General features: G+C 70.6%; 17 protein-coding genes. 15 read left to right on the top strand and 2 right to left on the bottom strand.

The features are described 5' to 3' along the window. Positions 1 to 174 precede the first annotated feature (174 nt). The 7 genes from OG758_RS17695 to OG758_RS17665 all read left to right on the top strand — a co-directional run bounded on the left by OG758_RS17695 (position 175) and on the right by OG758_RS17665 (position 7,976). On the top strand, positions 175 to 1,704 hold the full coding sequence (locus tag OG758_RS17695; RefSeq protein ID WP_266559484.1) for a gamma-aminobutyraldehyde dehydrogenase: 1,530 nt from the start codon (positions 175 to 177) through the stop codon (positions 1,702 to 1,704). 70 nt (positions 1,705 to 1,774) lie between these two features. Then, positions 1,775 to 3,022 (top strand): polyamine ABC transporter substrate-binding protein, encoded by a 1,248-nt coding sequence (locus OG758_RS17690; RefSeq protein WP_326710915.1) that lies wholly within the window; start codon positions 1,775 to 1,777, stop codon positions 3,020 to 3,022. Between the two features lie 48 nt (positions 3,023 to 3,070). Further along, positions 3,071 to 4,225 carry an ABC transporter ATP-binding protein gene (locus OG758_RS17685; RefSeq protein ID WP_326710914.1) on the top strand — a complete coding sequence of 385 codons (1,155 nt, stop codon included), beginning with the start codon at positions 3,071 to 3,073 and terminating at the stop codon, positions 4,223 to 4,225. After that, positions 4,222 to 5,154, top strand: coding sequence for an ABC transporter permease (locus tag OG758_RS17680; RefSeq protein ID WP_326710913.1), 933 nt, complete (start codon positions 4,222 to 4,224; stop codon positions 5,152 to 5,154). The genes OG758_RS17685 and OG758_RS17680 overlap by 4 nt, the downstream gene beginning before the upstream one ends. Further along, positions 5,154 to 5,951, top strand: coding sequence for an ABC transporter permease (locus OG758_RS17675; protein WP_266559476.1), 798 nt, complete (start codon positions 5,154 to 5,156; stop codon positions 5,949 to 5,951). Before OG758_RS17680 ends, OG758_RS17675 begins: the two co-directional genes overlap by 1 nt. A gap of 13 nt (positions 5,952 to 5,964) precedes the next feature. Next, complete coding sequence (locus OG758_RS17670) at positions 5,965 to 7,392, top strand: NAD(P)/FAD-dependent oxidoreductase (RefSeq protein WP_326710912.1); 1,428 nt, start codon at positions 5,965 to 5,967, stop codon at positions 7,390 to 7,392. Positions 7,393 to 7,508: 116 nt separating this feature from the next. Further along, a complete protein-coding gene (locus tag OG758_RS17665) occupies positions 7,509 to 7,976 on the top strand; it encodes a hypothetical protein (RefSeq protein WP_326710911.1) in 468 nt (155 codons plus the stop codon). 18 nt (positions 7,977 to 7,994) lie between these two features. On the opposite strand, the gene OG758_RS17660 is transcribed toward OG758_RS17665, so the two are convergent. Then, complete coding sequence (locus tag OG758_RS17660; protein ID WP_326710910.1) at positions 7,995 to 8,675, bottom strand: phosphatase PAP2 family protein; 681 nt, start codon at positions 8,673 to 8,675, stop codon at positions 7,995 to 7,997. A 271-nt stretch (positions 8,676 to 8,946) separates the two neighbouring features. Further along, positions 8,947 to 10,281, bottom strand: coding sequence for a 4-aminobutyrate--2-oxoglutarate transaminase (gene gabT, locus OG758_RS17655; protein WP_116509281.1), 1,335 nt, complete (start codon positions 10,279 to 10,281; stop codon positions 8,947 to 8,949). A 229-nt stretch (positions 10,282 to 10,510) separates the two neighbouring features. Between gabT and OG758_RS17650 the strand changes: the two genes are divergently transcribed. The 8 genes from OG758_RS17650 (at position 10,511) to OG758_RS17615 (ending at position 24,490) form a co-directional block, all read left to right on the top strand. Continuing rightward, positions 10,511 to 12,910, top strand: a complete 2,400-nt coding sequence (locus tag OG758_RS17650; RefSeq protein ID WP_326710909.1) for an ATP/GTP-binding protein — start codon at positions 10,511 to 10,513, stop codon at positions 12,908 to 12,910. A 140-nt stretch (positions 12,911 to 13,050) separates the two neighbouring features. Beyond that, complete coding sequence (locus OG758_RS17645) at positions 13,051 to 14,748, top strand: PucR family transcriptional regulator (RefSeq protein ID WP_326710908.1); 1,698 nt, start codon at positions 13,051 to 13,053, stop codon at positions 14,746 to 14,748. A gap of 170 nt (positions 14,749 to 14,918) precedes the next feature. Further along, positions 14,919 to 16,364 carry an aldehyde dehydrogenase family protein gene (locus OG758_RS17640; RefSeq protein WP_326710907.1) on the top strand — a complete coding sequence of 482 codons (1,446 nt, stop codon included), beginning with the start codon at positions 14,919 to 14,921 and terminating at the stop codon, positions 16,362 to 16,364. Positions 16,365 to 16,630: 266 nt separating this feature from the next. Then, positions 16,631 to 18,571, top strand: a complete 1,941-nt coding sequence (locus OG758_RS17635) for an acyl-CoA dehydrogenase family protein (RefSeq protein WP_326710906.1) — start codon at positions 16,631 to 16,633, stop codon at positions 18,569 to 18,571. A gap of 66 nt (positions 18,572 to 18,637) precedes the next feature. Continuing rightward, complete coding sequence (locus OG758_RS17630; RefSeq protein ID WP_326710905.1) at positions 18,638 to 19,024, top strand: hypothetical protein; 387 nt, start codon at positions 18,638 to 18,640, stop codon at positions 19,022 to 19,024. Between the two features lie 105 nt (positions 19,025 to 19,129). Beyond that, complete coding sequence (gene secA, locus OG758_RS17625; RefSeq protein ID WP_326715948.1) at positions 19,130 to 21,856, top strand: preprotein translocase subunit SecA; 2,727 nt, start codon at positions 19,130 to 19,132, stop codon at positions 21,854 to 21,856. 58 nt (positions 21,857 to 21,914) lie between these two features. Beyond that, a complete protein-coding gene (dxr, locus tag OG758_RS17620; RefSeq protein ID WP_326710904.1) occupies positions 21,915 to 23,189 on the top strand; it encodes a 1-deoxy-D-xylulose-5-phosphate reductoisomerase in 1,275 nt (424 codons plus the stop codon). Positions 23,190 to 23,197: 8 nt separating this feature from the next. After that, on the top strand, positions 23,198 to 24,490 hold the full coding sequence (locus OG758_RS17615) for a M50 family metallopeptidase (RefSeq protein WP_326715947.1): 1,293 nt from the start codon (positions 23,198 to 23,200) through the stop codon (positions 24,488 to 24,490). Positions 24,491 to 24,552 lie beyond the last annotated feature (62 nt).

Below are 24,552 nucleotides of genomic sequence, written 5' to 3'. Positions count from 1 at the left end.
CGTCCTTGGTTCTTCAGGGGGACTCGACACCTGGTCGACAGATTCCGTCGCGTAACCAAAAGGCAACAACGGAATCACTTGTTGCAGTACATCGCCTCTGCCAGGATCGGCACTCAAATCGAGCTGGAGCTACGCCGGCCCCGCGGGACGGGGCTCCGGCGGAGGAGAGCGATAATGCACAACCCTGGCAACAGCACCCGCTTCCAGGCCCAGGACCGGTTCGCCGAAGGCGCCCAGTACATCGCGGGCCGTCTCACCAAGGGCACATCCGGCCGCACCCACGCAGTGGTCGACCCGGCCACGGGCCAGGACGTCTACACGTACGAGCTGGCCGGCACCGAGGACGTCGACGCCGCCGTGGCCGCGGCCCGCGAGGCCTTCCCCGGCTGGGCCGGCGCCACGCCGGGCGAGCGTTCCGACGCGATGCACCGCTTCGCGGGCGTCCTGGCCGAGCGCGCCGAGGACCTCGCACAGGCCGAGTCCCTGCAGTGCGGCAAGCCCCTCAAGCTGAGCCGCGAGTTCGACGTCCCCGGGACCGTCGACAACACCGCGTTCTTCGCGGGCGCCGCCCGGCACCTCCAGGGCCAGTCCGCCGGCGAGTACAGCGGCGACCACACCTCGTACGTGCGGCGCGAGCCCATCGGTGTCGTCGGGTCCATCGCTCCCTGGAACTACCCGCTCCAGATGGCCGCCTGGAAGGTCCTTCCGGCGATCGCGGCGGGCAACACCATCGTGCTCAAGCCCGCCGAGCTGACCCCGCTCACCTCCCTCCTGTTCGCGCAGGCCGCGACCGAGGCGGGCATCCCCGACGGTGTCGTCAACATCGTCACGGGCGCGGGCAGGGACGCCGGCGAGCACCTCGTCGGACACCCCGACGTCGCCATGACCTCCTTCACCGGGTCGACGGGCGTCGGCAAGCGCGTCGCCGAGATCGCCACCTCCACCGTGAAGCGGCTGCATCTGGAGCTCGGCGGCAAGGCGCCGTTCGTCGTGTTCGACGACGCCGACCTGGAGGCAGCCGTGCACGGCGCGGTCGCGGGTGCCCTCATCAACACGGGCCAGGACTGCACCGCCGCCACGCGCGCGTACGTGCAGCGCCCCCTCTACGACGCCTTCGTGCAGGGCGTGGCCGACCTCATGGAAGGCATCCGGGTCGGCGACCCGTTCGCCCCGGACACCGACCTCGGCCCGCTGATCTCGCACGCCCAGCGCGACCGCGTCGCCGGATTCGTCGACCGGGCCCGCTCCTACGCGCGCGTGGTCGCCGGCGGTGTCATCCCCCAGGGCGACCTCAAGCAGGGCGCGTACTACCGGCCGACCCTCGTCGCGGACGCCGCCCAGGACAGTGAGATCGTCCAGGCCGAGATCTTCGGCCCGGTACTCGTCGTGCTGCCCTTCGACAGCGACGACGAGGGCATCCGCCTCGCCAACGACACCCCCTACGGCCTGGCCGCCTCGGCCTGGACCAGGGACGTGTTCCGGGCGAACCGCGCCACCCGCGACATCAAGGCCGGCTGCGTCTGGGTCAACGACCACATCCCGATCCTCAGCGAGATGCCGCACGGCGGCTACAAGGCGTCCGGCTTCGGCAAGGACATGTCTGCCTACTCCTTCGAGGAGTACACGCAGATCAAGCACGTCATGTTCGACAACACCGCGGTCGCCCGGAAGGACTGGCACCGCACGATCTTCGGGGACCGATAGTCATCGGGCCGCCCACAGGGCGGCCGCACACCCTCCCGCAAGGGACCCTCCCGAAAGGGCATCCAAGCGCATGGAGCAGTACGAGCCCGACAGCCTGTCCCCGGTACAACTCGCCGCCATGCGGCGCAGTTTCCGCAACGGCAGGGCGGCCATGACCCGCCGTTCCCTGCTGCGCGCCTCCGCGGGCGGCGCGCTCGCCGTCGGCGGGATCGGGTCGCTGAGCGCCTGCGGCATCCCCGCGGCGGGCAAGACCCAGGGCGGCGTCTCGTCCGAGGACCACTCGGACAAGGAGAAGGTGGTCAACTTCTCCAACTGGACCGAGTACATCGACCTCAGCGACGACGAGAAGCACCGGCCCACCCTGGACGCGTTCACCAAGCGCACCGGGATCCAGGTCAAGTACACCGAGGACATCAACGACAACGTCGAGTTCTTCGGCAAGATCAAGCCGCAGCTCGCGGCGGGCCAGGACACCGGCCGGGACCTCATCGTCCTGACCGACTGGCTGGCCGCGCGGCTGATCCGCTTCGGCTGGGTCCAGAAGCTCGACCCCGCCAACCTGCCCCACGCGTACGCGAACCTGTCCCCGCAGTTCCGCAGCCCCGACTGGGACCCGGGCCGCGCCTACTCGTACCCGTGGCAGGGCATCGCCGTGGTCGTCGCGTACAACACCAAGGCCACGAACGGCAGGGAGGTCACCTCGGTCTCGCAGCTGCTCGACGACCCCAAGCTGAAGGGCAAGGTCGGCCTGCTCTCCGAGATGCGCGACACCGTCGGGATGATGCTGCTCGACATGGGCAAGGACCCGGGCACCTTCACCTCCGACGACTTCGACGCGGCGATAGCCCGGATGCAGAAGGCCGTCGACAGCAAGCAGGTCCGCCGCTTCACCGGCAACGACTACATCTCCGACCTGAGCAAGGGCGACCTCGCGGCCTGTCTCGCCTGGTCGGGCGACATCGTGCAGCTCCAGGTGGACAACCCCGACATCAAGTTCCACATCCCCGACAGCGGGTTCATGTACGGGACGGACAACATGCTGATCCCCAACAAGGCCCGTCACAAGACGAACGCCGAAAGGCTCATCGACTACTACTACGAGCCTCCGGTCGCCGCCGAGCTGGCCGCGTGGATCAACTACGTCACCCCCGTCGACGGCGTGAAGCCCGAACTCGCCAAGATCGACAAGAAGATCGCGAACGACCCGCTGATCGTTCCCGACAAGACCATGAGTGCCAAGGCACACGGCTTCCGCTCGCTCACGTCCAAGGAAGACAAGGCGTTCGAGGAGAAGTTCGCCCAGCTCACCGGCGCGTGAGAACCGCAGCACCGAGCCCCCTGACCCCACGACTCCCTGGACTGCACCATGACGACAGAAAACGGCGGCGACGTCCGCCTTGCCGGGATCAGCAAGACCTACGGCTCCTTCACCGCCGTCAAGCCGCTGGACCTGACCGTGCCGCAGGGCTCCTTCTTCGCCCTCCTCGGCGCCTCGGGCTGCGGCAAGACCACGACCCTGCGGATGATCGCGGGGCTCGAGGAGCCCAGCTCCGGCACGGTCATGCTCGGCGACCAGGACGTCACCGCGCTGCCCCCTTACAAGCGCCCGGTGAACACCGTCTTCCAGTCGTACGCGCTCTTCCCGCACCTCGACATCTTCGAGAACGTCGCCTTCGGGCTGCGCCGACGCGGCATCAAGTCCGTGAAGAAGCAGGTCGGGGAGATGCTCGACCTGGTCCAGCTCGGCGAGCAGGCCCGCAAGAAGCCGCACCAGCTCTCCGGCGGCCAGCAGCAGCGCGTCGCCGTGGCGCGCGCCCTGATCAACCACCCCAAGGTGCTGCTCCTCGACGAGCCGCTGGGCGCCCTCGACCTCAAGCTGCGCCGCCAGATGCAGCTCGAACTCAAGCGCATCCAGACCGAGGTGGGCATCACGTTCGTCCATGTCACGCACGACCAGGAGGAGGCCATGACCATGGCCGACACCGTCGCCGTGATGAACGCGGGCCGCGTCGAACAGCTGGGCGCCCCGGCCGACCTGTACGAGAACCCGGGTTCCACGTTCGTCGCCAACTTCCTCGGCACGTCGAACTTCATCGAGGCCGAGGTGGCCGGCCGCAGCGGCGAGGACCTCACCCTGAAGGCCGGCGGCGGCAAGCTCGTACTGCCCGCAGCCCGCTGTACGGCCGCCACCGCCACCGGCGGGAAGGTCCTCGTCGGCGTGCGCCCCGAGAAGATCTCCCTCACCCACGCCGACGACGCGGGCTCCATACCCGACGGCCGTAACCGCATCACCGGCCGCGTCGCGGACAGCAGTTTCATCGGCGTCTCCACGCAGTACGTCATCGACAGCCCGCTCTGCGACGCCTTCGAGGTCTACTCCCAGAACATCGAGCGCGACAGCAGGCTCGCCCCCGGCGCCGAGGTCGTCCTGCACTGGAACCCCGCGCACACCTTCGGCCTCGACGCCGCCCAGGACATTGAGGCGGGCGCCGCGAAGGTCGAGGAGGACGCTGCCGCATGACGACCGTCACCAAGACGCCGGCGGCGCCGATCGACGCCCCGGTTCAAGCACCCCGCAGGCCCCGCAAGCGCGGTCGCCTCGTCCCCTACTGGCTGCTGCTGCCCGGCCTGCTCTGGCTGGTCGTCTTCTTCGCCCTGCCGATGGTCTACCAGGCGTCCACGTCGATCCAGACGGGCTCCCTGGAGGACGGCTTCAAGGTCACCTGGCACTTCGCGACCTACTGGGACGCGCTCGGCGACTACTGGCCGCAGTTCCTGCGCTCGGTGCTGTACGCGGGCGCGGCCACGATCCTGTGCCTGGCGCTCGGCTACCCGCTGGCCTACCTCATCGCCTTTCGCGCGGGACGCTGGCGCAACGTCGTCCTCATCCTCGTCATCGCGCCGTTCTTCACCAGCTTCCTGATCCGCACGCTGGCCTGGAAGACGATCCTGTCCGACAGCGGCCCGGTCGTCAGCACGCTGAACGCCCTGCACATCCTGGATGTCACGAGCTGGATCGGCATGACGGACGGCGACCGCGTCCTCGCGACCCCGCTCGCCGTGATCTGCGGACTCACGTACAACTTCCTGCCCTTCATGATCCTGCCGCTCTACACCTCGCTGGAGCGCATCGACGGCCGGCTGCACGAGGCCGCGGGTGACCTGTACGCCACGCCCGCCACCACCTTCCGCAAGGTGACGTTCCCGCTCTCCATGCCGGGCGTCGTCTCCGGCACGCTGCTCACCTTCATCCCCGCCGCCGGTGACTACGTCAACGCGGACCTGCTCGGCTCCACCGACACCCGCATGGTCGGCAACGTCATCCAGACGCAGTTCCTGCGCATCCTGGACTACCCGACGGCGGCGGCGCTCTCCTTCATCCTGATGGCCGCGATCCTGATCATGGTCACCGTCTATATCCGCCGGTCCGGAACGGAGGACTTGGTCTGATGCCCTTCGTACGCTGGCTGCGCCGCAATCTCGTCGTCATCGCGGGTCTGGTCACCCTCGGCTATCTGCTCCTGCCCAACGTCGTCGTGACGGTGTTCTCCTTCAACAAGCCGAAGGGACGCTTCAACTACGAGTGGCAGCAGTTCTCGCTCGACGCGTGGACGAACCCCTGCGGCGTTGCCGACATGTGCGGCTCACTGTCGCTGAGCCTCCAGATCGCCCTGTGGGCGACCATCGGCGCCACCGTCCTCGGCACGATGATCGCCTTCGCCCTGGTCCGCTACCGCTTCCGCGCCCGCGGCGCCGTGAACTCGCTGATCTTCCTGCCGATGGCGATGCCCGAGGTCGTCATGGCCGCCTCGCTGCTCACGCTCTTCCTCAACATGGGCGCGCAGCTCGGCTTCTGGACGATCCTCATTGCCCACATCATGTTCTGCCTCAGCTTCGTCGTGACGGCCGTCAAGGCGCGCGTCATGTCGATGGACCCGCGCCTCGAACAGGCCGCCCAGGACCTCTACGCCGGTCCCGTCCAGACCTTCGTACGGGTCACTCTGCCGATCGCCGCGCCGGGCATCGCCGCAGGCGCGCTGCTCGCCTTCGCGCTCTCCTTCGACGACTTCATCATCACCAACTTCAACGCGGGCTCGACCGTGACCTTCCCCATGTTCGTCTGGGGATCGGCGCAGCGCGGTACGCCCGTTCAGATCAATGTCATCGGTACGGCGATGTTCATCGTCGCCGTGCTGCTCGTCCTTGCCGCGATGCTGGTCGGCAAGCGTAAGAACAAGGCAGTTTGAGGGAGTTGAAATCATGGCCGCACGTGCCATGAACCGTGGTACCGACTGGATCAAGTCACTGGCGGACGCCAAGCCGCTGTCCTACTGGCTGGACGACCCCGGCAGGCCCGAGGCCCGGCCGGCGCTGACCGGTGACGAACGCTGCGACCTGCTGGTCGTCGGCGGCGGCTACAGCGGCCTGTGGACCGCGCTCCTCGCCAAGGAGCGCGACCCCGGGCGCGATGTGGTCCTGCTCGAAGGGCAGGAGGTGGGCTGGGCGGCGTCCGGCCGCAACGGAGGCTTCTGCGCCGCCTCCCTCACGCACGGCGTCGCGAACGGACTGGCCCGCTGGCCCGGCGAGATCGGGAAGCTGGAGGAGCTCGGCAACCGCAACCTCGACGCGATCGAGGACGCGGTCGCCCGCTACTCCATCGACTGCGACTTCGAGCGCACCGGCGAACTGGACGTGGCCACCGAGCCGCACCAGGTCACCGAACTCCAGGAGTTCCACCAGGAACTGACCGAGGCCGGGCTCGCCGGCGGCACCGAGCTGCTCGACGCCGACGCGACCCGCGAACAGGTCGACTCGCCGACCTTCCTCGGCGCCCTGTACGACCGGCGCGGTGTCGCGATGCTGCATCCCGCCAAGCTCGCCTGGGGGCTCAAGCAGGCCTGCCTCGACCTCGGCGTGCGCATCCACGAGCACACCCCCGCGCTCAAACTCTCCTCGTCAGGCGCCGGGACCGCGGTCCGCACCCCCTACGGGCGCGTCTTCGCCCAGCACGTCGCGCTCGGCACGAACGTCTTCCCGTCCCTGGTCAAGCGCGTGCGCTCGTACACCGTCCCGGTCTACGACTACGCGCTCATGACCGAGCCCCTGACCGACGAGCAGCTGGCCTCCATCGGCTGGAAGAACCGCCAGGGCCTCGGCGACTCGGCCAACCAGTTCCATTACTTCCGGCTGTCCGCGGACAACCGGATCCTGTGGGGCGGTTACGACGCGATCTATCCCTACGGCGGCCGGGTGCGCGCCGAGTACGACCACAGGCCCGAGACGTACGCGAAGCTCGCCGGCCAGTTCTTCACCTGCTTTCCGCAGCTGGAAGGGGTGCGCTTCAGTCACGCGTGGGGCGGCGCCATCGACACGTGCTCCCGCTTCTCGGCGTTCTTCGGTACGGCCCACAAGGGCCGCGTCGCGTACGCCGCCGGATACACCGGCCTCGGCGTGGGCGCGACCCGCTTCGGCGCGGACGTGATGCTCGACCTGCTCTCCGGCGAGCGCACGGAGCGTACGGAACTGGAGATGGTCCGCACGAAGCCGCTACCCTTCCCGCCCGAGCCGTTCGCCTACACCGGGATCGCGCTCACCAAGTGGTCCCTGGCGCGCGCCGACGACAACGGCGGCCGGCGCAACCTGTGGCTGAAGGCGATGGACAAGGCGGGCCTCGGCTTCGACAGCTGACCCGAGTCCGCGACAACCAGTGGGCAGAACCCGCGTAATGCTCGCGGCCCGGCCTCCTCTCCCTGGTGACACGCACAGCTTTCGGCAACTGCGTACCAGGAAGAGGAGGTCCCGCCATGACTGGCTCGGGGGCGAAGTCGGCGGTCGAGTGGCTGGCGTCCGTGGCGCCTGACCCGGACGCCTGCCGCTGGGAATGGGAGCGCAACCCCCTCGGGGTCGCGCTCCTTCCCGCGGGCAGGCTCTGGGACGTACTGATCCTCCCCGGCGAGCTGGGGTATCCGACGCTGGACGTGCTCACCCGCGTCATAGACCGGCCGGGCCCCGTGCTCGCCGACTTCGGTGACGCCCGCATGGGCTTCTTCGTGCCCTCCGGCACGGCCACCCGCTGGCTCGGCACGGGGGTGCGGGGCGCCGGCCGCGGCACCTGGATCGTCGTGCCGCATCCCTTTCCGGGTCGCGCCGCCGGCGGGGTCCGCTGGCTGATCCCGCCCGACGGCTCGGGCACCCTCACCGACCCGACCGTCCTGGAACTGGCGATGCACGAGGCGGCGGCGCAGCTCGCGCGGGACGACCCGCACGAGTAGCCCGATGGGCCGGCCGGGTCAGCCGCGCGGCGCCCGGCCCGCCCACACCGCGCACATCACGTACAGCAGGACCACCGAGAGGCACCAGCCGCCGACGACGTCCAGCGGCCAGTGGTAGCCGCGCCGCACCAGGCCGAGACCGACGGCCGCGTTCAGGACGGTGTAGCCGATGACGAGTTCGCGGCGAACGTAGGCGCCGCGCACGTACGGCAGCAGGAGCAGCAGGCAGGCGCCGTACGCGACCGCCGCCGTCGTCGCGTGTCCCGACGGGTAGAAGCCGGTGCCGGGGCCCATCACGGCAGGGCCCGTCCGGGCGACGGTCTCCTTGATCGGGACGACCAGGAGCGGGACGGCGGTCATCGTGAGCGCGGCGGTGCCGGGGCGCGTCCACCAGCGGGGCACGCCGTCGCGGCGGGCGCGCCAGGCGGCGTAGCCGAGGACGGCGGCGAGGACCGGGAGGGCGACGGTGATGTTGCCGAGGTCGGCGAGGAGCTCGGCGGCCCGCTTCGACAGGCCGCTGGATCCGATCGCGTCACCGAGGCGTTCGTCCGCGCGGCGCAGCGCACCGCCGACGGCGATCTGCCAGGTGAGGAAGAGGAAGAACAGGGCGCTCAGAACGGCGGCCCACCGGAAAATGATCGGCCGCCCCGGAACAGGGGGGGTAGTTCCGAGACGGCCGATCTGACCGGTTTGCCGCACGCCCCGGGGGGTTTGGGGCGGGCGGCCATCCGATCGGTGAGGAGTTCCGGAGCCAGAAGCTCCGGGTGTGTGCGCGAGGGCACGACCAGGGCGGGGCTGGGGAGGCTCCGTCCCGGTTTCGCCCACAGTCCCCTGTGGGCGGGGTGTTTCTCTCATCTGCAGAAACCGTACGGCAGGGCGTGGGTGTCCGACAGCCGGAACGGCAACCCGTCATCGGCCCCGCACACGTTCTTCACACGCCCTGACCGTTGCCTGAAGTCGCCGGAGCGGCTCAGACGCCCGCGAACGCGGTCTCGATGATGTCCAGGCCCTCGTTGAGCAGGTCGTCACCGATGACGAGCGGGGGAAGGAAGCGCAGCACGTTGCCGTAGGTGCCGCAGGTGAGGACCAGCAGACCCTCGGCGTGGCAGGCCTTGGCGAGCGCGGCGGCGGCCGCCGGGTGCGGCTCCTTGGTGCCCTTGTCCTTGACGAGCTCGATGGCGATCATCGCGCCACGGCCACGGATGTCACCGATGATGTCGAACTTCTCGGCCATGGTGGCGAGGCGGGCCTTCATGATGGCCTCGATGTTCTTCGCCTTGGCGTTGAGGTCGAGCTCCTTCATGGTCTCGATGGCGCCGAGCGCACCGGCGCAGGCCACCGGGTTGCCGCCGTAGGTGCCGCCGAGGCCGCCCGCGTGCGCGGCGTCCATGATCTCGGCGCGGCCCGTCACGGCGGCGAGCGGCAGACCGCCCGCGATGCCCTTGGCGGTCGTGATCAGGTCGGGGACGATGCCCTCGTCCTCGCACGCGAACCACTGGCCGGTGCGGCAGAAGCCGGACTGGATCTCGTCCGCGACGAAGACGATGCCGTTGTCCGCGGCGAACTGGCGGATCGCGGGCAGGAAGCCCTTCGCCGGCTCGATGAAGCCGCCCTCGCCGAGGACCGGCTCGATGATGATCGCGGCGACATTGTCGGCGCCGATCTGCTTGGTGATCTGGTCGATCGCCTGGGCGGAGGCCTCGGCGCCCGCGTTCTCCGCGCCGGTCAGCCAGCGGTAGCCGTAGGCCACCGGCACGCGGTAGACCTCGGGCGCGAACGGGCCGAAGCCGTTCTTGTACGGCATGTTCTTGCTGGTCAGCGCCATCGTCAGGTTCGTACGGCCGTGGTAGCCGTGGTCGAAGACGACGACGGCCTGGCGCTTGGTGTACGCACGGGCGATCTTGACGGCGTTCTCGACGGCCTCGGCGCCCGAGTTGAACAGCGCGGACTTCTTGGCGTGGTCACCCGGCGTGAGCTCGGCCAGCGCCTCGGCGACGGCCACGTAGCCCTCGTACGGGGTGACCATGAAACAGGTGTGGGTGAAGTCCTGCAGCTGGGCGGAGGCGCGGCGCACGACGGCCTCGGCGGAGGCGCCGACCGAGGTCACGGCGATGCCGGAACCGAAGTCGATCAGGCGGTTGCCGTCGACGTCCTCGATGATGCCGCCGCCGGCGCGGGCGGTGAAGACCGGCAGCGTGGAGCCCACGCCGGCCGCGACCACGGCGGTACGTCGGGCCTGCAGCTCCTGCGACTTCGGACCGGGGATGGCGGTGACGACGCGGCGCTCCTGCGGGACTGCGCTCATGCGGGGCTCCTGGGGGTGTTTCGGGTGCTTTCTTCGCAGGTTAGGGGCGAGGGGCGGGGTGGGGCATGCTCCATCCGGGCGCGGTTCGCGGATTGCGTTGTCCGTGGTGGACATAGGGCGGCGCCGCCGGGATCGCCCCAGGTCCGGGCGCGTAACCGGTGAACTCCCCATGCCGGGGCACTAGATTGACCCGCGGACACACAGACCGGCAGGTCAGGGGGCAAGGGCAATGGACACCGACGGCACGCAGGGCACACACGACCCGGTCGGCGGGCGGCTGCGCGGGTCGGTGCCCCGCCCCGCGCAGCCGCCCCGCCCGGCCACGCCGCCGATGCCCCGGCAGGCGCCCGCCGCCGGCGGCGGTTCCGTGGCCGAGTGGCTTTCGGCGCGCCGCCCCAAGGCCGGTCCGGGAGTGTGGCGCTACGGGTACGTCCCGCGGCCGCCCGAGCAGAACACCGCCGCCGTCGGGCGTCGGCTGCTGGCCTGGATGGCGGGCTCGTTCATCGTCGGTGTGTTCCTGTGGGGCCTGTGGCGGGAAGGCACCCTCCCGTACCAGTGGGTGCCGCTGAAGGTGCTGACGCCGGACAGGTGGTGGTGGACCGGCACCACGACCCCCAAGGAGCAGGAGGCAGTCGACGCGCTGGTCGTGTACCAAGGCGTGGCCTTCGCGGCCATGGTCTTCCTGGTCGGACGCTTCGGCGCCTGGGCGGAGGGCATCCGGCACTTCGTGACCGACCGCCCCCAGCCCGCCCGCGCCGTCACGGCGTCGGTCGCCGCGGTGGGCGTGCTGATCTTCGTGTGGCCGGACGCCCTGGGGCTGGACTGGCGCCCCTTGCCGATCGCCGACCCGGTCCTCTCTCTCGTCGCCCTGGTCACGGGCGGCAGCGGGTTCTTCAAGGTCCCGGTCCTCGCCTACACGCTGTACGCCCTGATCACCCTGGCCGTCCTGTGGCCGTTCGCCCGTATGGGAGGCTGGCTCGACGCCTGGTCGGGGCGGCCCCGGAAGGGGTCGCGCAAGGCCCCGCCGCGGCCCGGCGCGTCGCCCCTCGCCCGCGCCCAGTGGGCCGAGGTGCGGGCGGCCGGGCAGGACCGGGCCGCCGACGTGCTCACGGCGGAGGTCGCGGGCGGCCGGATGAACGACGTCGATTGCGTCCGTGTCGCCCATGTGTGGCGGGATGCCGCGGCGCGGCCGGACGGCTCCGTCACTTTCACCGACACCGTGGTCAGGCAGGGAGGGGCTGCCTGGACGCACCCCTCCGGTCAGCGGGACCTTCCTGGCCGCGCCGCTGAGCACGACCTATTGGTCGGCCAGGTGCGGATCGGCCGGTACGCGCGCGACGAGCGCAATCCGTACGTCGTGCGCGGTGCCGGAGCTGCCCTGGACCCGGGCGTGCTCGGCACCTCAATGCTCGCCGTCGGCCCGTCCGGCGCGGGCAAGACCGTCGGCGTCGTGCAGCCGGTGGTCGAATCGCTCGCCCTGCAGGCACTCACCGGCCAGTGCGCCGTCATCGCCGTTTGCGCGGCCGGTACCCGACTCGGGCCCGACGACGCGTACGACGTTGTCGTCAAGCCCGGTGACCCCGCCTCGGTGCACGACCTCGACCTGTACGCCGGCTCCACGGACCCGGACGAGGCAGCCGGCTTCCTCGCTGAAGGACTGGTCGGCGACCTGGAGACCGTCGACACGCGCCGCGCCGCCATCGCGCTCGCTCAACTGCTCGGGCCGTATCGCACTGTGCACGGCAGGTTCCCCGCGGTACCTGTGCTGCGGGAGCTGCTGGAAGGGGAGCCGGGTGCGATCGCCGACCTCAGGACACGGCTCACGGGCGACCCTGAGGAGGACGCGCGACGCTCCGCGATGCGCCGCGAGCTGGAGGCCCGCCTGCGTCAGTCGGGCACCGTGAACGATCCGGGGCCGAGCCTCGCGGACCGGCTCGGCCTGCTGGACCGGCCGGTGTTCGCCGGCTTCTTCGACGTCGGCGACGCGGGACGCCCGTTCTCCGTCCGTGCCGTCACTCACCACCCGCTGCGGGTCCGCGTCGACCTGCCCGAGCAGGGCCACGAGGAGGCGTCGCGACTGCTCGCCCGACTGCTGCTCGCCCAGTTCACCTCCGTCGTGCGCAGTCGGCCGCAGCGCTCCCACTTCGCTTGCCTGATCCTCGACGACGCGTCGCGGACCCTGACCGCGGAGACAGTGCGGGCCATTCAGCGGCTCCGTTCGACGAACGCCGGAGTCGTGCTCGGCCTGCGGACGATCGGCGAGGTCTCCGAGTCCTTGCAGGGGCCCTTGTACGCAGCGGTCGGCTGCCGCATGGCGTTCTCCGGCGTCACCACATGGGACGGGCGGCGCTTCGCCGAGGCCTGGGGCACGGAGTGGGTAGAGGCCGAGGAGGTAGCCCAGCACACGGTCTTCGCGAACCAGCCGGTGACCCGCGCCCTGCACAAACTGCGCAAGATGGTCACCGGGAAAGCCGTGACGACCGACGCCGTCACCGTCCGCCAGGTCGAGCGCGAGCGCTGGTCCGCCTCCGAACTGGCGCACGCCGTGCCGCCCGGCCACGCCGTCCTGTCCCTGACGACGGTGCGGGGCGAACACGCGCCCCCGCTCCTGGTGGACCTGCGCGACTGAGGCGGCCCGCTGAGTGGGGGAGGCCGCAGACGTACGTACGGTGAGGCAGAATCGACACTGGTCGTTCATACGTACCGGCCAAAAGATCCACAGGATCCACCCCTCACCCGAGCACCACCTGTCGCACACCTGAAGGCCTCATGCCGCCCACGCTCGCCTCCCTCGTCCACCACTCCGCGCTCAAGCTGACCGTGCGCGCCGGGGAGGAACGGCTGGACACCGCCGTGCGCTGGGCCCACGTCAGTGAGCTCGCCGACCCCGTGCCGTACATGGAGGGCGGCGAGCTGCTCCTGTTCACCGCGCTCAAGCTGGACGCGGAGGACCCGGAGGCGATGCGCCGCTACGTGAAGCGGCTCGCGGGCGCCGGGGTCGTCGGGCTCGGTTTCGCCGTCGGCGTCAACTACGACGCGGTGCCGCAGGCCCTCGTCGACGCGGCGCGCGAGGAGGAGTTCCCGCTCCTCGAAGTGCCGCGCCGCACTCCCTTCATCGCCATCAGCAAGGCCGTCTCCGCCGCCATCGCCGCCGACCAGTACCGCGCCGTCACCGCCGGGTTCGCCGCTCAGCGCGAGCTGACCAAGCAGGCGCTGAGCGGCGGCCCTGAGGGACTGCTCGGCGCGCTCGCAGGCCAGGTCGACGGCTGGGCCGCGCTGTACGACGCCTCGGGCGCCGTGGTCGCCGCCGCGCCGGAGTGGGCCGGGCGCCGGGCGGCCCGGCTCGTCGCCGACGTCGAGCGGCTGCGCGAGCGGCCCGCCCCGGCCAGCGCCGTGGTGGGCGGCAGCGAACAGCACGGCGGCGGCGACGAGGACCGCGTGGAACTGCACTCGCTCGGCACCGGACGCAGACCCCGCGCCGCGCTCGCCGTGGGCACCGCGGCGGCCCTCGGCACCGCCGAGCGCTACGCGCTGCACTCCGCCATCGCCCTGCTCACCCTCACCACCGAGCGCTCCCGCTCGCTGCACTCCGCCGAGCAGCGCATCGGCGCCGCGGTCCTGCGGATGCTTCTCGCGGGGGAGCCCGAGCACGCCAGGACCGTCGCGGGGGACCTTTACGGGGGGCTCCTCGACGCGCCCTTCCGGATGATCGTCGCCGAGGTCGCGTCCGCGTCGGCGGGCCGTGCGCACGCCGACGGGCACGCGCGCGTGGCCCTCGACAAGCCGGAGCGGCCCGCGCCGGGCACGGGGGCGGCGGCCGTCGCCGCCTCCGGCGACCCGCTCACCGGGCTCGCCGACGTCGTGGAGGCCGCCGCGGCCCGCTCCGGCGAGGCCGTCCTCGTGGTGCCGGACGGGGACCGGCTCGTCCTGCTCGCCGCCGACGGCGGCGCGTCCACGGGCGCCTGCACCCAGTACGCCGAGGCCCTGGAGACCGCCCGCCTGACGCAGCGCGAGCAGGGCGGCACGGGCGAGGACGACGAACTCGTGGTGGGCCTGTCCGCACCGGCCGGGCCGATCGCCGCCGCGACCGCGTACAAGCAGGCCGAACAGGCCCTGTCGGTCGCCCGGCGCCGCGGGCGCGCCCTCGTCGAGCACGAGGAGGTCGCGGCGGGCTCCGTCGTGCCGCTGCTCGCCGACGACGCCGTACGTGCCTTCGCCGACGGCCTCCTGCGGGCCCTGAAGGACCACGACGCGACCGGCCGTGGCGACCTCGTGGCGTCGCTGCGCGCCTGGCTGTCGCGGCACGGCCAGTGGGACGCGGCCGCCGCGGACCTCGGCGTGCACCGCCACACCCTGCGCTACCGAATGCGGCGCGTCGAGGAGATCCTCGGCCGCTCGCTCGACGACCCGGACGTGCGCATGGAGCTGTGGCTGGCCCTCAAAGTGACGAGCGCGGGCGGCGAATAGGCCCACCCGGCCCGTACTTCCGGACGGAACCCGCACCCGGCTCTGCCAAAGAGGCGCGCCGCACTCGCGGACTCCGACACGTCGGACAAACACGGCTCCGGCCGTGCCCGCCTACCGTTGGTCCGGAAAGACCCCAGTACACACCCACTGCGGAAGGGCCGGGACCGACTATGACCGCCACTCACGCCTTCTGGCTCGCGGGCCGCGAGGCCACCGGTGACGCCACCTTCGACGTCACCAACTCCTACGACGGTCGGCTGGTCGGCAAGGTCAGCGTGCCCACGGACGCGCAGGTCGAGGAAGCCGTCGCCGCCGCGTACGCCGTCCGCGACGAGTTCGCCGCCACCCCCGCCCACGTTCGGGCCAAGGCCCTCAACCACGTGGCCGACCGGCTGACCGAGCGCACCGAGGAGATCGCCCAGCTGATCTCCGCCGAGAACGGCAAGCCCATCAAGTGGGCGCGCGGTGAGGTCGGCCGTGCCGTCTCCGTCTTCCGCTTCGCCGCCGAGGAGGCCCGCCGCTTCAACGGCGGCGAGGCCCAGCGCCTCGACACCGACGCGGGCGGCACCGGCCGGCTCGCCCTGACCCGCCGCATTCCGCACGGCGTGGTCCTCGGCATCGCGCCGTTCAACTTCCCGCTGAACCTCAGCGCCCACAAGGTCGCCCCGGCCATCGCCGTCGGCGCCCCGATCATCCTCAAGCCGGCCCCGGCCACGCCGATCTCCTCGCTGATCCTCGGCGAGCTGCTCGCCGAGACGGACCTCCCGGCCGGCTCCTGGTCCGTCCTCACGGTCCCGAACGACCGCATGCCCGCCCTGGTCCAGGACGAGCGCCTGCCGGTCATCTCCTTCACCGGCTCGGGCCCGGTCGGTTACGCGATCATGGACAGCGTGCCGCGCAAGCACTGCACGCTGGAGCTCGGCGGCAACGGCGCGGCCGTCGTCCTCGGTGACTGGGCCTCCGAAGAGGACCTGGACTGGGCGGCGACCCGCATCGCCACCTTCTCCAACTACCAGGGCGGCCAGTCCTGCATCTCCGTGCAGCGCGTCATCGCCGACGCCTCCGTGTACGAGCGGCTCCTGCCGAAGATCGTCGCGGCCGTCGAGGCGCAGGTCACCGGTGACCCCGCGGACGACGCCACCGACGTCGGCCCGCTGGTCAGCGAGGACGCCGCCAAGCGCGTGGAGTCCTGGGTCGACGAGGCCGTCGCCGCGGGTGCCTCGCTGCTCGCGGGCGGCAAGCGCGAGGGCGCCACGTACGCTCCGACCGTCCTCGCCGACGTGCCGGCCGACGTGACGATCTCCTGCGAGGAGGTCTTCGGACCGGTCCTCACGGTCAAGAAGGTCGACGGCGAGGCCGAGGCCTTCGCCGCGGTCAACGACTCCAAGTACGGCCTCCAGGCGGGTGTTTTCACGCACGACCTGCAGACCGCGTTCCGCGCCCACCGCGCCCTCGAGGTCGGCGGTGTGGTCGTCGGCGACGTCCCGTCCTACCGCGCGGACCAGATGCCGTACGGCGGCGCCAAGCAGTCCGGCGTGGGCCGCGAGGGCGTGCGCTACGCGATGGACGACTACACGTACGAGCGCGTGCTCGTCCTGACGGGCCTCGCCCTGTAGGACCCAGCAAGACCCCGGCGTACGCCTGATCCGTACGCCGGCCATGGACGGCCGGAGCCCACTGTGCGGGGGCTCCGGCCGTCCGCGTTCTCAGGCCTTCGTTTGACGAAAGGCCCGACGGACCCATGTCACCCGGATGCCGCCGCCGATGACCCGATCGGTGCGCGAGGGGTGGTCGGGTTGCCGGTTTTCGGGTACATACGACCGAGTAGCACCCGTCGGTAGTCGATGCCGAACGGCCCCTACTCGCGGCGAGGTGAGCCCACATGGCGGCCCCAACTTCCCAGCAGCCATCCGTGACGGAACGTGAGGCCCGGCAGGTCGCCGAGGCCGCGCGCGAACAGGGCTGGCGCAAGCCGAGCTTCGCCAAGGAGCTCTTCCTCGGGCGTTTCAGGCTGGACCTGATCCACCCCCATCCACAGCCGGCGGGCGAGGACGTCCGGCGCGGCGAGGAGTTCCTCGCCAAGCTGCGCGACTTCTGCGAGACGCGCATCGACTCGGCCCGTATCGAGCGCGAGGCGCGGATCCCCGACGAGGTGATCAACGGGCTCAAGGAGCTCGGCGCCCTCGGTATGAAGATCGACATCAAGTACGGCGGCCTCGGCCTCACGCAGGTCTACTACAACAGGGCCCTCGCCCTGGTCGGCTCCGCGAACCCCGCGATCGGCGCCCTCCTGTCGGCCCACCAGTCCATCGGTGTGCCGCAGCCGCTGAAGATCTTCGGGACGCAGGAGCAGAAGGACACCTTCCTGCCGCGCTGCGCCCGCACCGACATCACCGCGTTCCTGCTGACCGAGCCCGACGTCGGCTCGGACCCGGCGCGCCTCGCCACGACCGCGGTGCCCGACGGGGACTCGTACGTCCTCGACGGTGTGAAGCTGTGGACGACGAACGGCGTCGTCGCCGACCTGCTCGTCGTCATGGCACGGGTGCCGAAGACGGAAGGGCGCAAGGGCGGCATCACGGCCTTCGTCGTCGAGGCCGACTCCGAAGGGATCACGGTCGAGAACCGCAACGCCTTCATGGGCCTGCGCGGCCTGGAGAACGGCGTGACCCGCTTCCACCGGGTCAGGGTCCCGGCCGCGAACCGCATCGGCCCCGAGGGCGCCGGCCTCAAGATCGCCCTCACCACCCTCAACACGGGCCGGCTCTCGCTGCCCGCGATGTGCGTGGGCGCGGGCAAGTGGTGCCTGAAGATCGCCCGCGAGTGGTCGGCCGCCCGTGAGCAGTGGGGCAAGCCGGTCGCGTTCCACGAGGCGGTCGGCCAGAAGATCTCGTTCATCGCCGCCACGACCTTCGCGCTCGAAGCCGTCGTCGACCTGTCCTCGCAGATGGCCGACGAAAACCGCAACGACATCCGCATCGAGGCCGCCCTCGCCAAGCTCTACGGCTCCGAGATGGGCTGTCTGATGGCCGACGAGCTGGTCCAGATCCGCGGCGGCCGCGGCTTCGAGACCGCCGAGTCCCTCGCCGCGCGCGGCGAACGCGCCGTCCCCGCCGAGCAGCTCCTGCGCGACCTGCGGATCAACCGCATCTTCGAGGGCTCGACGGAGATCATGCACCTCCTCATCGCCCGCGAGGCCGTGGACGCACACCTGTCGGTCGCAGGTGACCTGATCGACCCCGAGAAGTCCCTGTCCGACAAGGCGAAGGCGGGCGCGAAGGCCGGCGGCTTCTACGCACGCTGGCTGCCGAAGCTCATCGCAGGTCCCGGCCAACTCCCCACTTCCTACGGCGAGTTCCACCCCGACGGCCACGTCGACCTCTCCGGCCATCTGCGCTACGTGGAGCGCTCGGCGCGCAAGCTGGCCCGTTCCACCTTCTACGCCATGTCCCGCTGGCAGGGAAAGATGGAGACCAAGCAGGGCTTCCTCGGCCGGATCGTCGACATCGGCGCCGAACTCTTCGCGATGAGCGCGGCCTGCGTGCGGGCCGAGCACCTGCGCGCCACCGGCGAACACGGCCGCGAGGCCTACCAGCTCGCCGACGTGTTCTGCAGCCAGTCGCGCGTCCGCGTCGACGAACTCTTCGGACGCCTGTGGAGCAACACCGACGAACTGGACCGCAAGGTCACCAAGGGCGTCCTCGGCGGGTCCTACACCTGGCTGGAGGAGGGCGTCGTCGACCCGAGCGGCGACGGCGTGTGGATCGCGGACGCGACCCCCGGCCCCTCGAAACGGGAGAACGTCCACCGCCCCATCCGCTGAACCGCGCCCCGGGACCCGCGGGTATCTTGCTCACCGCAAGGCTCACAGGCCCCGGGGGAGATGGCAGTGCGTGACGAGCGCAAGTACCGCAACGACCTGGAACGACGGTTCCTCGACAACGCGCTGAAGACGCGCACCCGCGGCTTCTGGCTCCTCGTCGTCGCCGCGCTCCTGTGGCTGTACGTCCTGGCCCGGCTCCTGCTGCCGCCGGGCTTCCTCCTCGCGTCGGGCGGTGAGCACGGCGCCGGCTGCGACGACCCGCTCCTCTTCGAGGAGATCCGCAGCGGCTACGACGACAGCATCTCCAACGTCTGTGTCCTCGAACCCTGGCCGATGATCTTCGCCGTCCTCGCGCTCTCCCTCCCCATCGGGATGGCCGGCGCGATCCTCTACGTGCGCGGTGTCCTCAGCGCCAACCTCAGTCACTACGTCCGGTCCATGACCGGGCGGTGAACCGGTCCCGCCTCCTTGCCTCAAAGGGCCACGAGGCGGACATTGGGTACAAGGGGGGAGGCTCCTGTGCCGGACACCGGATTGAACCGCATCACCTCAAGGATCATGCGCGCGGGCGAAGGCAGGATCCTGCGCAAGCTCCAGCGCGTCGCCGACCAGGTCAACTCGGTCGAGGAGGAATTCCGCGCGCTCACCGACGCCGAGCTCCAGGCCCTCACCGCGGAGTTCAGGCAGCGCCACACCGACGGCGAGAGCCTGGACGACCTCATGCCCGAGGCCTTCGCCGCCATCCGCGAGGCCGCGCGCCGCACGCTCGGCATGCGCCACTTCGACGTACAGCTCATGGGTGGCGCCGCGCTCCACCTGGGCAACATCGCCGAGATGCAGACCGGCGAGGGCAAGACCCTGGCCGCGACCCTGCCCGTCTACCTCAACGCGCTGGCCGGGAAGGGCGTCCACCTCGTCACCGTCAACGACTACCTCGCCGAGCGCGACGCCGTCTGGATGGGCCGGGCCTACCGGTTCATGGGCCTCACCGTCGGTGTGGTCAAGAACGACATGGACCCGGCCGACCGGCGCGCCGCGTACGCCTGCGACATCACGTACGGCACCAACACCGAGTTCGGCTTCGACTACCTGCGCGACAACATGGCCTGGTCGAAGGACGAACTGGTGCAGCGCGGCCACCACTTCGCGATCGTCGACGAGGCGGACTCGATCCTCATCGACGAGGCCCGCACGCCGCTGATCATCTCCGGACCGGCCGACCAGCCCACCCGCTGGTACGGCGTCTTCGCGGGACTGGTCCAGCACATGAGCGGCGTCAAGGTCCAGGACGAGCACTTCATCACCCAGGCCGACAAGGACCGGCTCGCCGAGCTCCGGGCCACGTACGACTACGAGTACGACCCGAAGAAGCGGACCGTGGCGATCCTGGACCGCGGGGTCGCCTATCTGGAGGACCAGCTCGGCATCGAGAACTTCTACGAGGCGGCCCACACCCCGCTCATCGGGCACCTGAACAACGCGCTCAAGGCCAAGGAGCACTTCAAGAACGACAAGGACTACGTCGTCATCGACGGCGAGGTCCTCATCGTCGACGAGCACACCGGCCGCCTCCTCCCGGGCCGCCGCTACAACGAGGGCCTGCACCAGGCCATCGAGGCCAAGGAAGGGGTGGACATCATGGCCGAGAACCAGACGCTCGCCACGATCACCCTGCAGAACTTCTTCCGCCTCTACTCCAAGCTCGGCGGCATGACCGGCACCGCCATGACCGAGGCCGCCGAGTTCCACCAGATCTACAAGCTGCACGTCGTGCCCATCCCCACCAACCGGCCGATGGTCCGGCGCGACGAACCCGACCTGATCTACCGCACCGAGCGCGCCAAGCTCGATGCGGTCGTCGAGGACATCGCCGTGAAGCACGCCGCCGGCCAGCCCGTCCTCGTCGGCACCACCTCCGTCGAGAAGTCCGAGCTCCTGTCCGAGCAGCTCAGCAGGCACGGCATCCGGCACGAGGTCCTCAACGCCAAGAACCACCGCGGCGAGGCCCAGATCGTCGCGCAGGCCGGCCGCAAGGGCGCCGTCACCGTCGCCACGAACATGGCGGGCCGCGGCACCGACATCATGCTCGGCGGCAACCCGGAGGCCATGACCGCCGCTGCGCTCGGCGAACGCGGCGTCGAGGACGACGACCCCGACCGGCGTCGCGCCGTCGAGGAGAGCGTCGCCGCCTCCGCCGCCGCCGAGCACGCCGAGGTGACCGAGCTCGGCGGGCTCTACGTCCTCGGCACCGAACGGCACGAGTCCCGGCGCATCGACAACCAGCTGCGCGGCCGCTCGGGACGCCAGGGCGACCCCGGGGAGTCCCGCTTCTACCTGTCCCTGGAGGACGACCTGATGCGCCTGTTCCGCGCCCAGCTCGTCGACCGGGTCATGGCGATGGCTGACGTCCCCGCATCCGTGCCCATCGAGACCAAGATGGTCACCCGCGCCATCGCCTCCGCCCAGTCCCAGGTCGAGCAGCAGCACTTCGAGTCCCGTAAGGACGTCCTCAAGTTCGACGAGGTCCTCAACCGGCAGCGCACCCTCGTCTACCGCGAGCGGCGCCGCGTCCTCGAGGGCGAGGACCTGCGCGCACAGATCCTCCTCTTCATGGACGACACCATCGAGGCGTACATCACCCACGAGACCGCCGAGGGTTACCCGGAGGAGTGGGACCTCGACGTGCTCTGGGCCGCCTTCCACGAGCTCTACCCGTGCGGCGTCACCCCCGACGAGCTCGACGACCGGGCGGGCGGGCGTGCCGGTCTGACCGCGGGTCTTCTCGTCGAAGCCGTCACCGACGACATCCACGCGCGCTTCGAGGAGCGCGAGAGCGAGCTCGGCGCCGACGCCCTGCGCGATCTGGAACGTGTCGTGGTCCTCGCCGTCCTCGACCGCAAGTGGCGCGAACACCTCTACGAGATGGACTACCTCCGCGAAGGCATCGGCCTGCGCTACACGCTGGGCCGCGAGCCGATCTTCGAGTACGAACGCGAGGGGTTCGACCTGTTCACGGCCATGATGGACGCCATCAAGGAGGAGTCCGTCGGCTACGTCTTCAACCTCGACACCACCGCCGACGCACCCCCCTCCGAGGCCCTCGACGCTGCCCGGCGCCCCGACCGTCTCCACTACAGCGCGCCCACCCTGGACACCGCCGGGGGCCTGCAGGAAGGCGACCTCGATGCCGCCCCCGCCGAGGTCGCACCGGGCGACGCGGAGCCGCCCGCAGGCTCCCCGCGGCCGCCCGACCCTCCGAAGGGCCGCCGCCGGCCCGGGCCATGACGAACCGCCGGGGGACGCGCTGTCCAGGAGGACCGGAGGCCACGCCACAATGGGGGGTATGAGCGACAGCGCATCCCCCCTCGCGGACCCGCACCTCGTCTTCGACCCCGCCGGCTCGGACGGCCCGCGGGACGTCGTCATCCTCGGCTCCACGGGCTCGATCGGCACCCAGGCCATCGACCTGGTGCTGCGCAACCCCGACCGGTTCACGGTCACGGCGCTGTCCGCCGCGGGCGGCCGGGTCGGCCTGCTCGCCGAACAGGCCAGGCGACTGCGCGTACGTACCGTCGCGGTCGCCCGCGAGGACGTCGTGCCCGCCCTGCGCGAGGCACTGAGGGCGCAGTACGCCGCCGACGAGCCGCTCCCCGAGATCCTGGCGGGCCCCGACGCGGCCACCCAGGTCGCCGCCTCCCCCTGCCACACGGTGCTCAACGGCATCACCGGATCCATCGGCCTCGCCCCGACACTCGCCGCCCTGGAGGCCGGACGCACCCTCGCCCTGGCCAACAAGGAGTCGCTCATCGTCGGCGGGCCCCTGGTCAAGGCACTCGCGAAGCCGGGCCAGATCATCCCGGTCGACTCCGAGCACGCCGCGCTCTTCCAGGGCCTCGCGGCCGGCAAGCGCGCGGACGTCCGCAAGCTCGTCGTCACCGCGTCCGGCGGCCCCTTCCGGGGACGGACCAAGGCGGACCTCGCACACGTCACGCCCGAGGACGCGCTCGCGCACCCGACCTGGGCGATGGGCCCGGTCATCACCGTCAACTCGGCGACTCTCGTCAACAAGGGCCTGGAGGTGATCGAGGCGCACCTCCTTTACGACATCCCGTTCGAGCGGATCGAGGTGGTCGTGCACCCGCAGTCGTACGTGCACTCCATGGTCGAGTTCACGGACGGCTCCACCCTCGCCCAGGCCACGCCGCCCGACATGCGCGGACCCATCGCCATCGGCCTCGGGTGGCCCGAGCGGATCCCCGACGCGGCGCCCGCGTTCGACTGGGCGAAGGCGTCGAGCTGGGAGTTCTTCCCTCTCGATACCGAGGCCTTCCCCTCGGTCGGGCTCGCCCGGCACGTCGGCGAACTCGCGGGCACGGCCCCGGCAGTGTTCAATGCCGCAAACGAGGAGTGCGTGGACGCGTTCCTGAACGGCGCGCTGCCGTTCAACGGCATCATGGACACCGTCACGAAGGTCGTCGAGGAACACGGCGTACCTTCGACCACGACGTCGGGAACTTCCCTGACCGTCGCGGACGTCCTCGAAGCGGAGACCTGGGCACGCGCCCGGGCCCGCGAACTGACGGCACAGGCGACATCGACCGCGGAGGCTCGTGCATGACGACCCTGATGATGATCCTCGGCATAGTCGTCTTCGCGATCGGACTCCTCGTCTCGATCGCCTGGCACGAGCTGGGGCATCTGTCGACCGCGAAGCTCTTCAAGATCCGCGTGCCGCAGTACATGGTCGGCTTCGGCCCGACCATCTGGTCGCGCAAGAAGGGCGACACGGAGTACGGCGTCAAGGCGGTCCCGCTGGGCGGCTACATCCGCATGATCGGCATGTTCCCGCCCGGCCCGGACGGGAAGATCCAGTCCCGCTCCACCTCGCCGTTCCGCAGCATGGTCGAGGACGCGCGGGCGGCGGCCTTCGAGGAGCTCCAGCCGGGCGACGAGACGCGGCTCTTCTACACGCGCAAGCCGTGGAAGAGGGTCATCGTGATGTTCGCGGGCCCCTTCATGAACCTGATCCTCGCGGTCGGCCTCTTCTTCACCGTCCTGATGGGCTTCGGCATCACGCAGCAGACCACCACGGTCAGCTCGGTCCAGCAGTGCGTGGTCAAGCAGAGCGAGAACCGCGACACGTGCAAGAAGTCCGACCCCGCGTCCCCGGCCGCCGCGGCCGGACTGCGGGCCAAGGACAAGATCGTCTCGTTCAACGGTGTGAAGACCGACCAGTGGAACACCCTGTCCGACGAGATCCGCGCCAACCCCGGCAGGACCGTCGACATCGTCGTCCGGCGCGACGGCCAGGAGAAGGTCCTGCACGCCAAGATCGCCACCAACCAGGTGGCGAAGAAGGACAGCAGCGGCCAGATCGTCCAGGGCGAGTACATCAACGCCGGATTCCTCGGCTTCAGCGCCTCGACCGGTGTCGTGCGCCAGGACTTCGGCGACTCCGTGACATGGATGGGCGACCGGGTCGGCGACGCCGTCAACTCGCTCGCCGCCCTGCCCGGCAAGATCCCGGCCCTGTGGGACGCGGCCTTCGGCGACGGCCCGCGTGAGCCGGACTCGCCGATGGGCGTGGTCGGCGCCGCCCGCGTCGGCGGGGAGATCTTCAACCTGGACATCCCGGCGACCCAGCAGCTCGGCATGGCCCTGATGCTGGTCGCGGGCTTCAACCTGTCGCTGTTCCTCTTCAACATGCTGCCGCTGCTCCCCCTGGACGGCGGGCACATCGCCGGCGCCCTGTGGGAGTCCCTGCGACGGAACCTGGCGAAGGTCTTCAAGCGGCCCGACCCCGGCCCGTTCGATGTGGCGAAGCTGATGCCCGTCGCCTACGTCGTGGCCGGAATCTTCGTCTGCTTCACCGTCCTGGTACTGATCGCGGACGTCGTCAACCCGGTCAAAATCACGTAGTTACCGACTGTTCATGGTGGCTGGGCATGCTCTGTGCCCAGCCACCTGCCTTTGGGTGGACT

This window comes from Streptomyces sp. NBC_01474 (genome assembly GCF_035918215.1).
Taxonomy (GTDB): Bacteria; Actinomycetota; Actinomycetes; order Streptomycetales; family Streptomycetaceae; genus Streptomyces; species Streptomyces aureus.
This window is presented reverse-complemented; position numbering and strand designations above follow the sequence as displayed.

What these genes read in the sequence shown, in the direction of transcription:
- OG758_RS17695 (WP_266559484.1), top strand. Translation starts at nt 175, where the DNA reads ATGCACAACCCTGGCAACAGCACCCGCTTCCAGGCCCAGGACCGGTTC.
- OG758_RS17690 (WP_326710915.1), top strand. Translation starts at nt 1,775, where the DNA reads ATGGAGCAGTACGAGCCCGACAGCCTGTCCCCGGTACAACTCGCCGCC.
- OG758_RS17685 (WP_326710914.1), top strand. Translation starts at nt 3,071, where the DNA reads ATGACGACAGAAAACGGCGGCGACGTCCGCCTTGCCGGGATCAGCAAG.
- OG758_RS17680 (WP_326710913.1), top strand. Translation starts at nt 4,222, where the DNA reads ATGACGACCGTCACCAAGACGCCGGCGGCGCCGATCGACGCCCCGGTT.
- OG758_RS17675 (WP_266559476.1), top strand. Translation starts at nt 5,154, where the DNA reads ATGCCCTTCGTACGCTGGCTGCGCCGCAATCTCGTCGTCATCGCGGGT.
- OG758_RS17670 (WP_326710912.1), top strand. Translation starts at nt 5,965, where the DNA reads ATGGCCGCACGTGCCATGAACCGTGGTACCGACTGGATCAAGTCACTG.
- OG758_RS17665 (WP_326710911.1), top strand. Translation starts at nt 7,509, where the DNA reads ATGACTGGCTCGGGGGCGAAGTCGGCGGTCGAGTGGCTGGCGTCCGTG.
- gabT (WP_116509281.1), bottom strand. Translation starts at nt 10,281, where the DNA reads ATGAGCGCAGTCCCGCAGGAGCGCCGCGTCGTCACCGCCATCCCCGGT.
- OG758_RS17650 (WP_326710909.1), top strand. Translation starts at nt 10,511, where the DNA reads ATGGACACCGACGGCACGCAGGGCACACACGACCCGGTCGGCGGGCGG.
- OG758_RS17645 (WP_326710908.1), top strand. Translation starts at nt 13,051, where the DNA reads ATGCCGCCCACGCTCGCCTCCCTCGTCCACCACTCCGCGCTCAAGCTG.
- OG758_RS17640 (WP_326710907.1), top strand. Translation starts at nt 14,919, where the DNA reads ATGACCGCCACTCACGCCTTCTGGCTCGCGGGCCGCGAGGCCACCGGT.
- OG758_RS17635 (WP_326710906.1), top strand. Translation starts at nt 16,631, where the DNA reads ATGGCGGCCCCAACTTCCCAGCAGCCATCCGTGACGGAACGTGAGGCC.
- secA (WP_326715948.1), top strand. Translation starts at nt 19,130, where the DNA reads ATGCGCGCGGGCGAAGGCAGGATCCTGCGCAAGCTCCAGCGCGTCGCC.
- dxr (WP_326710904.1), top strand. Translation starts at nt 21,915, where the DNA reads ATGAGCGACAGCGCATCCCCCCTCGCGGACCCGCACCTCGTCTTCGAC.
- OG758_RS17615 (WP_326715947.1), top strand. Translation starts at nt 23,198, where the DNA reads ATGATGATCCTCGGCATAGTCGTCTTCGCGATCGGACTCCTCGTCTCG.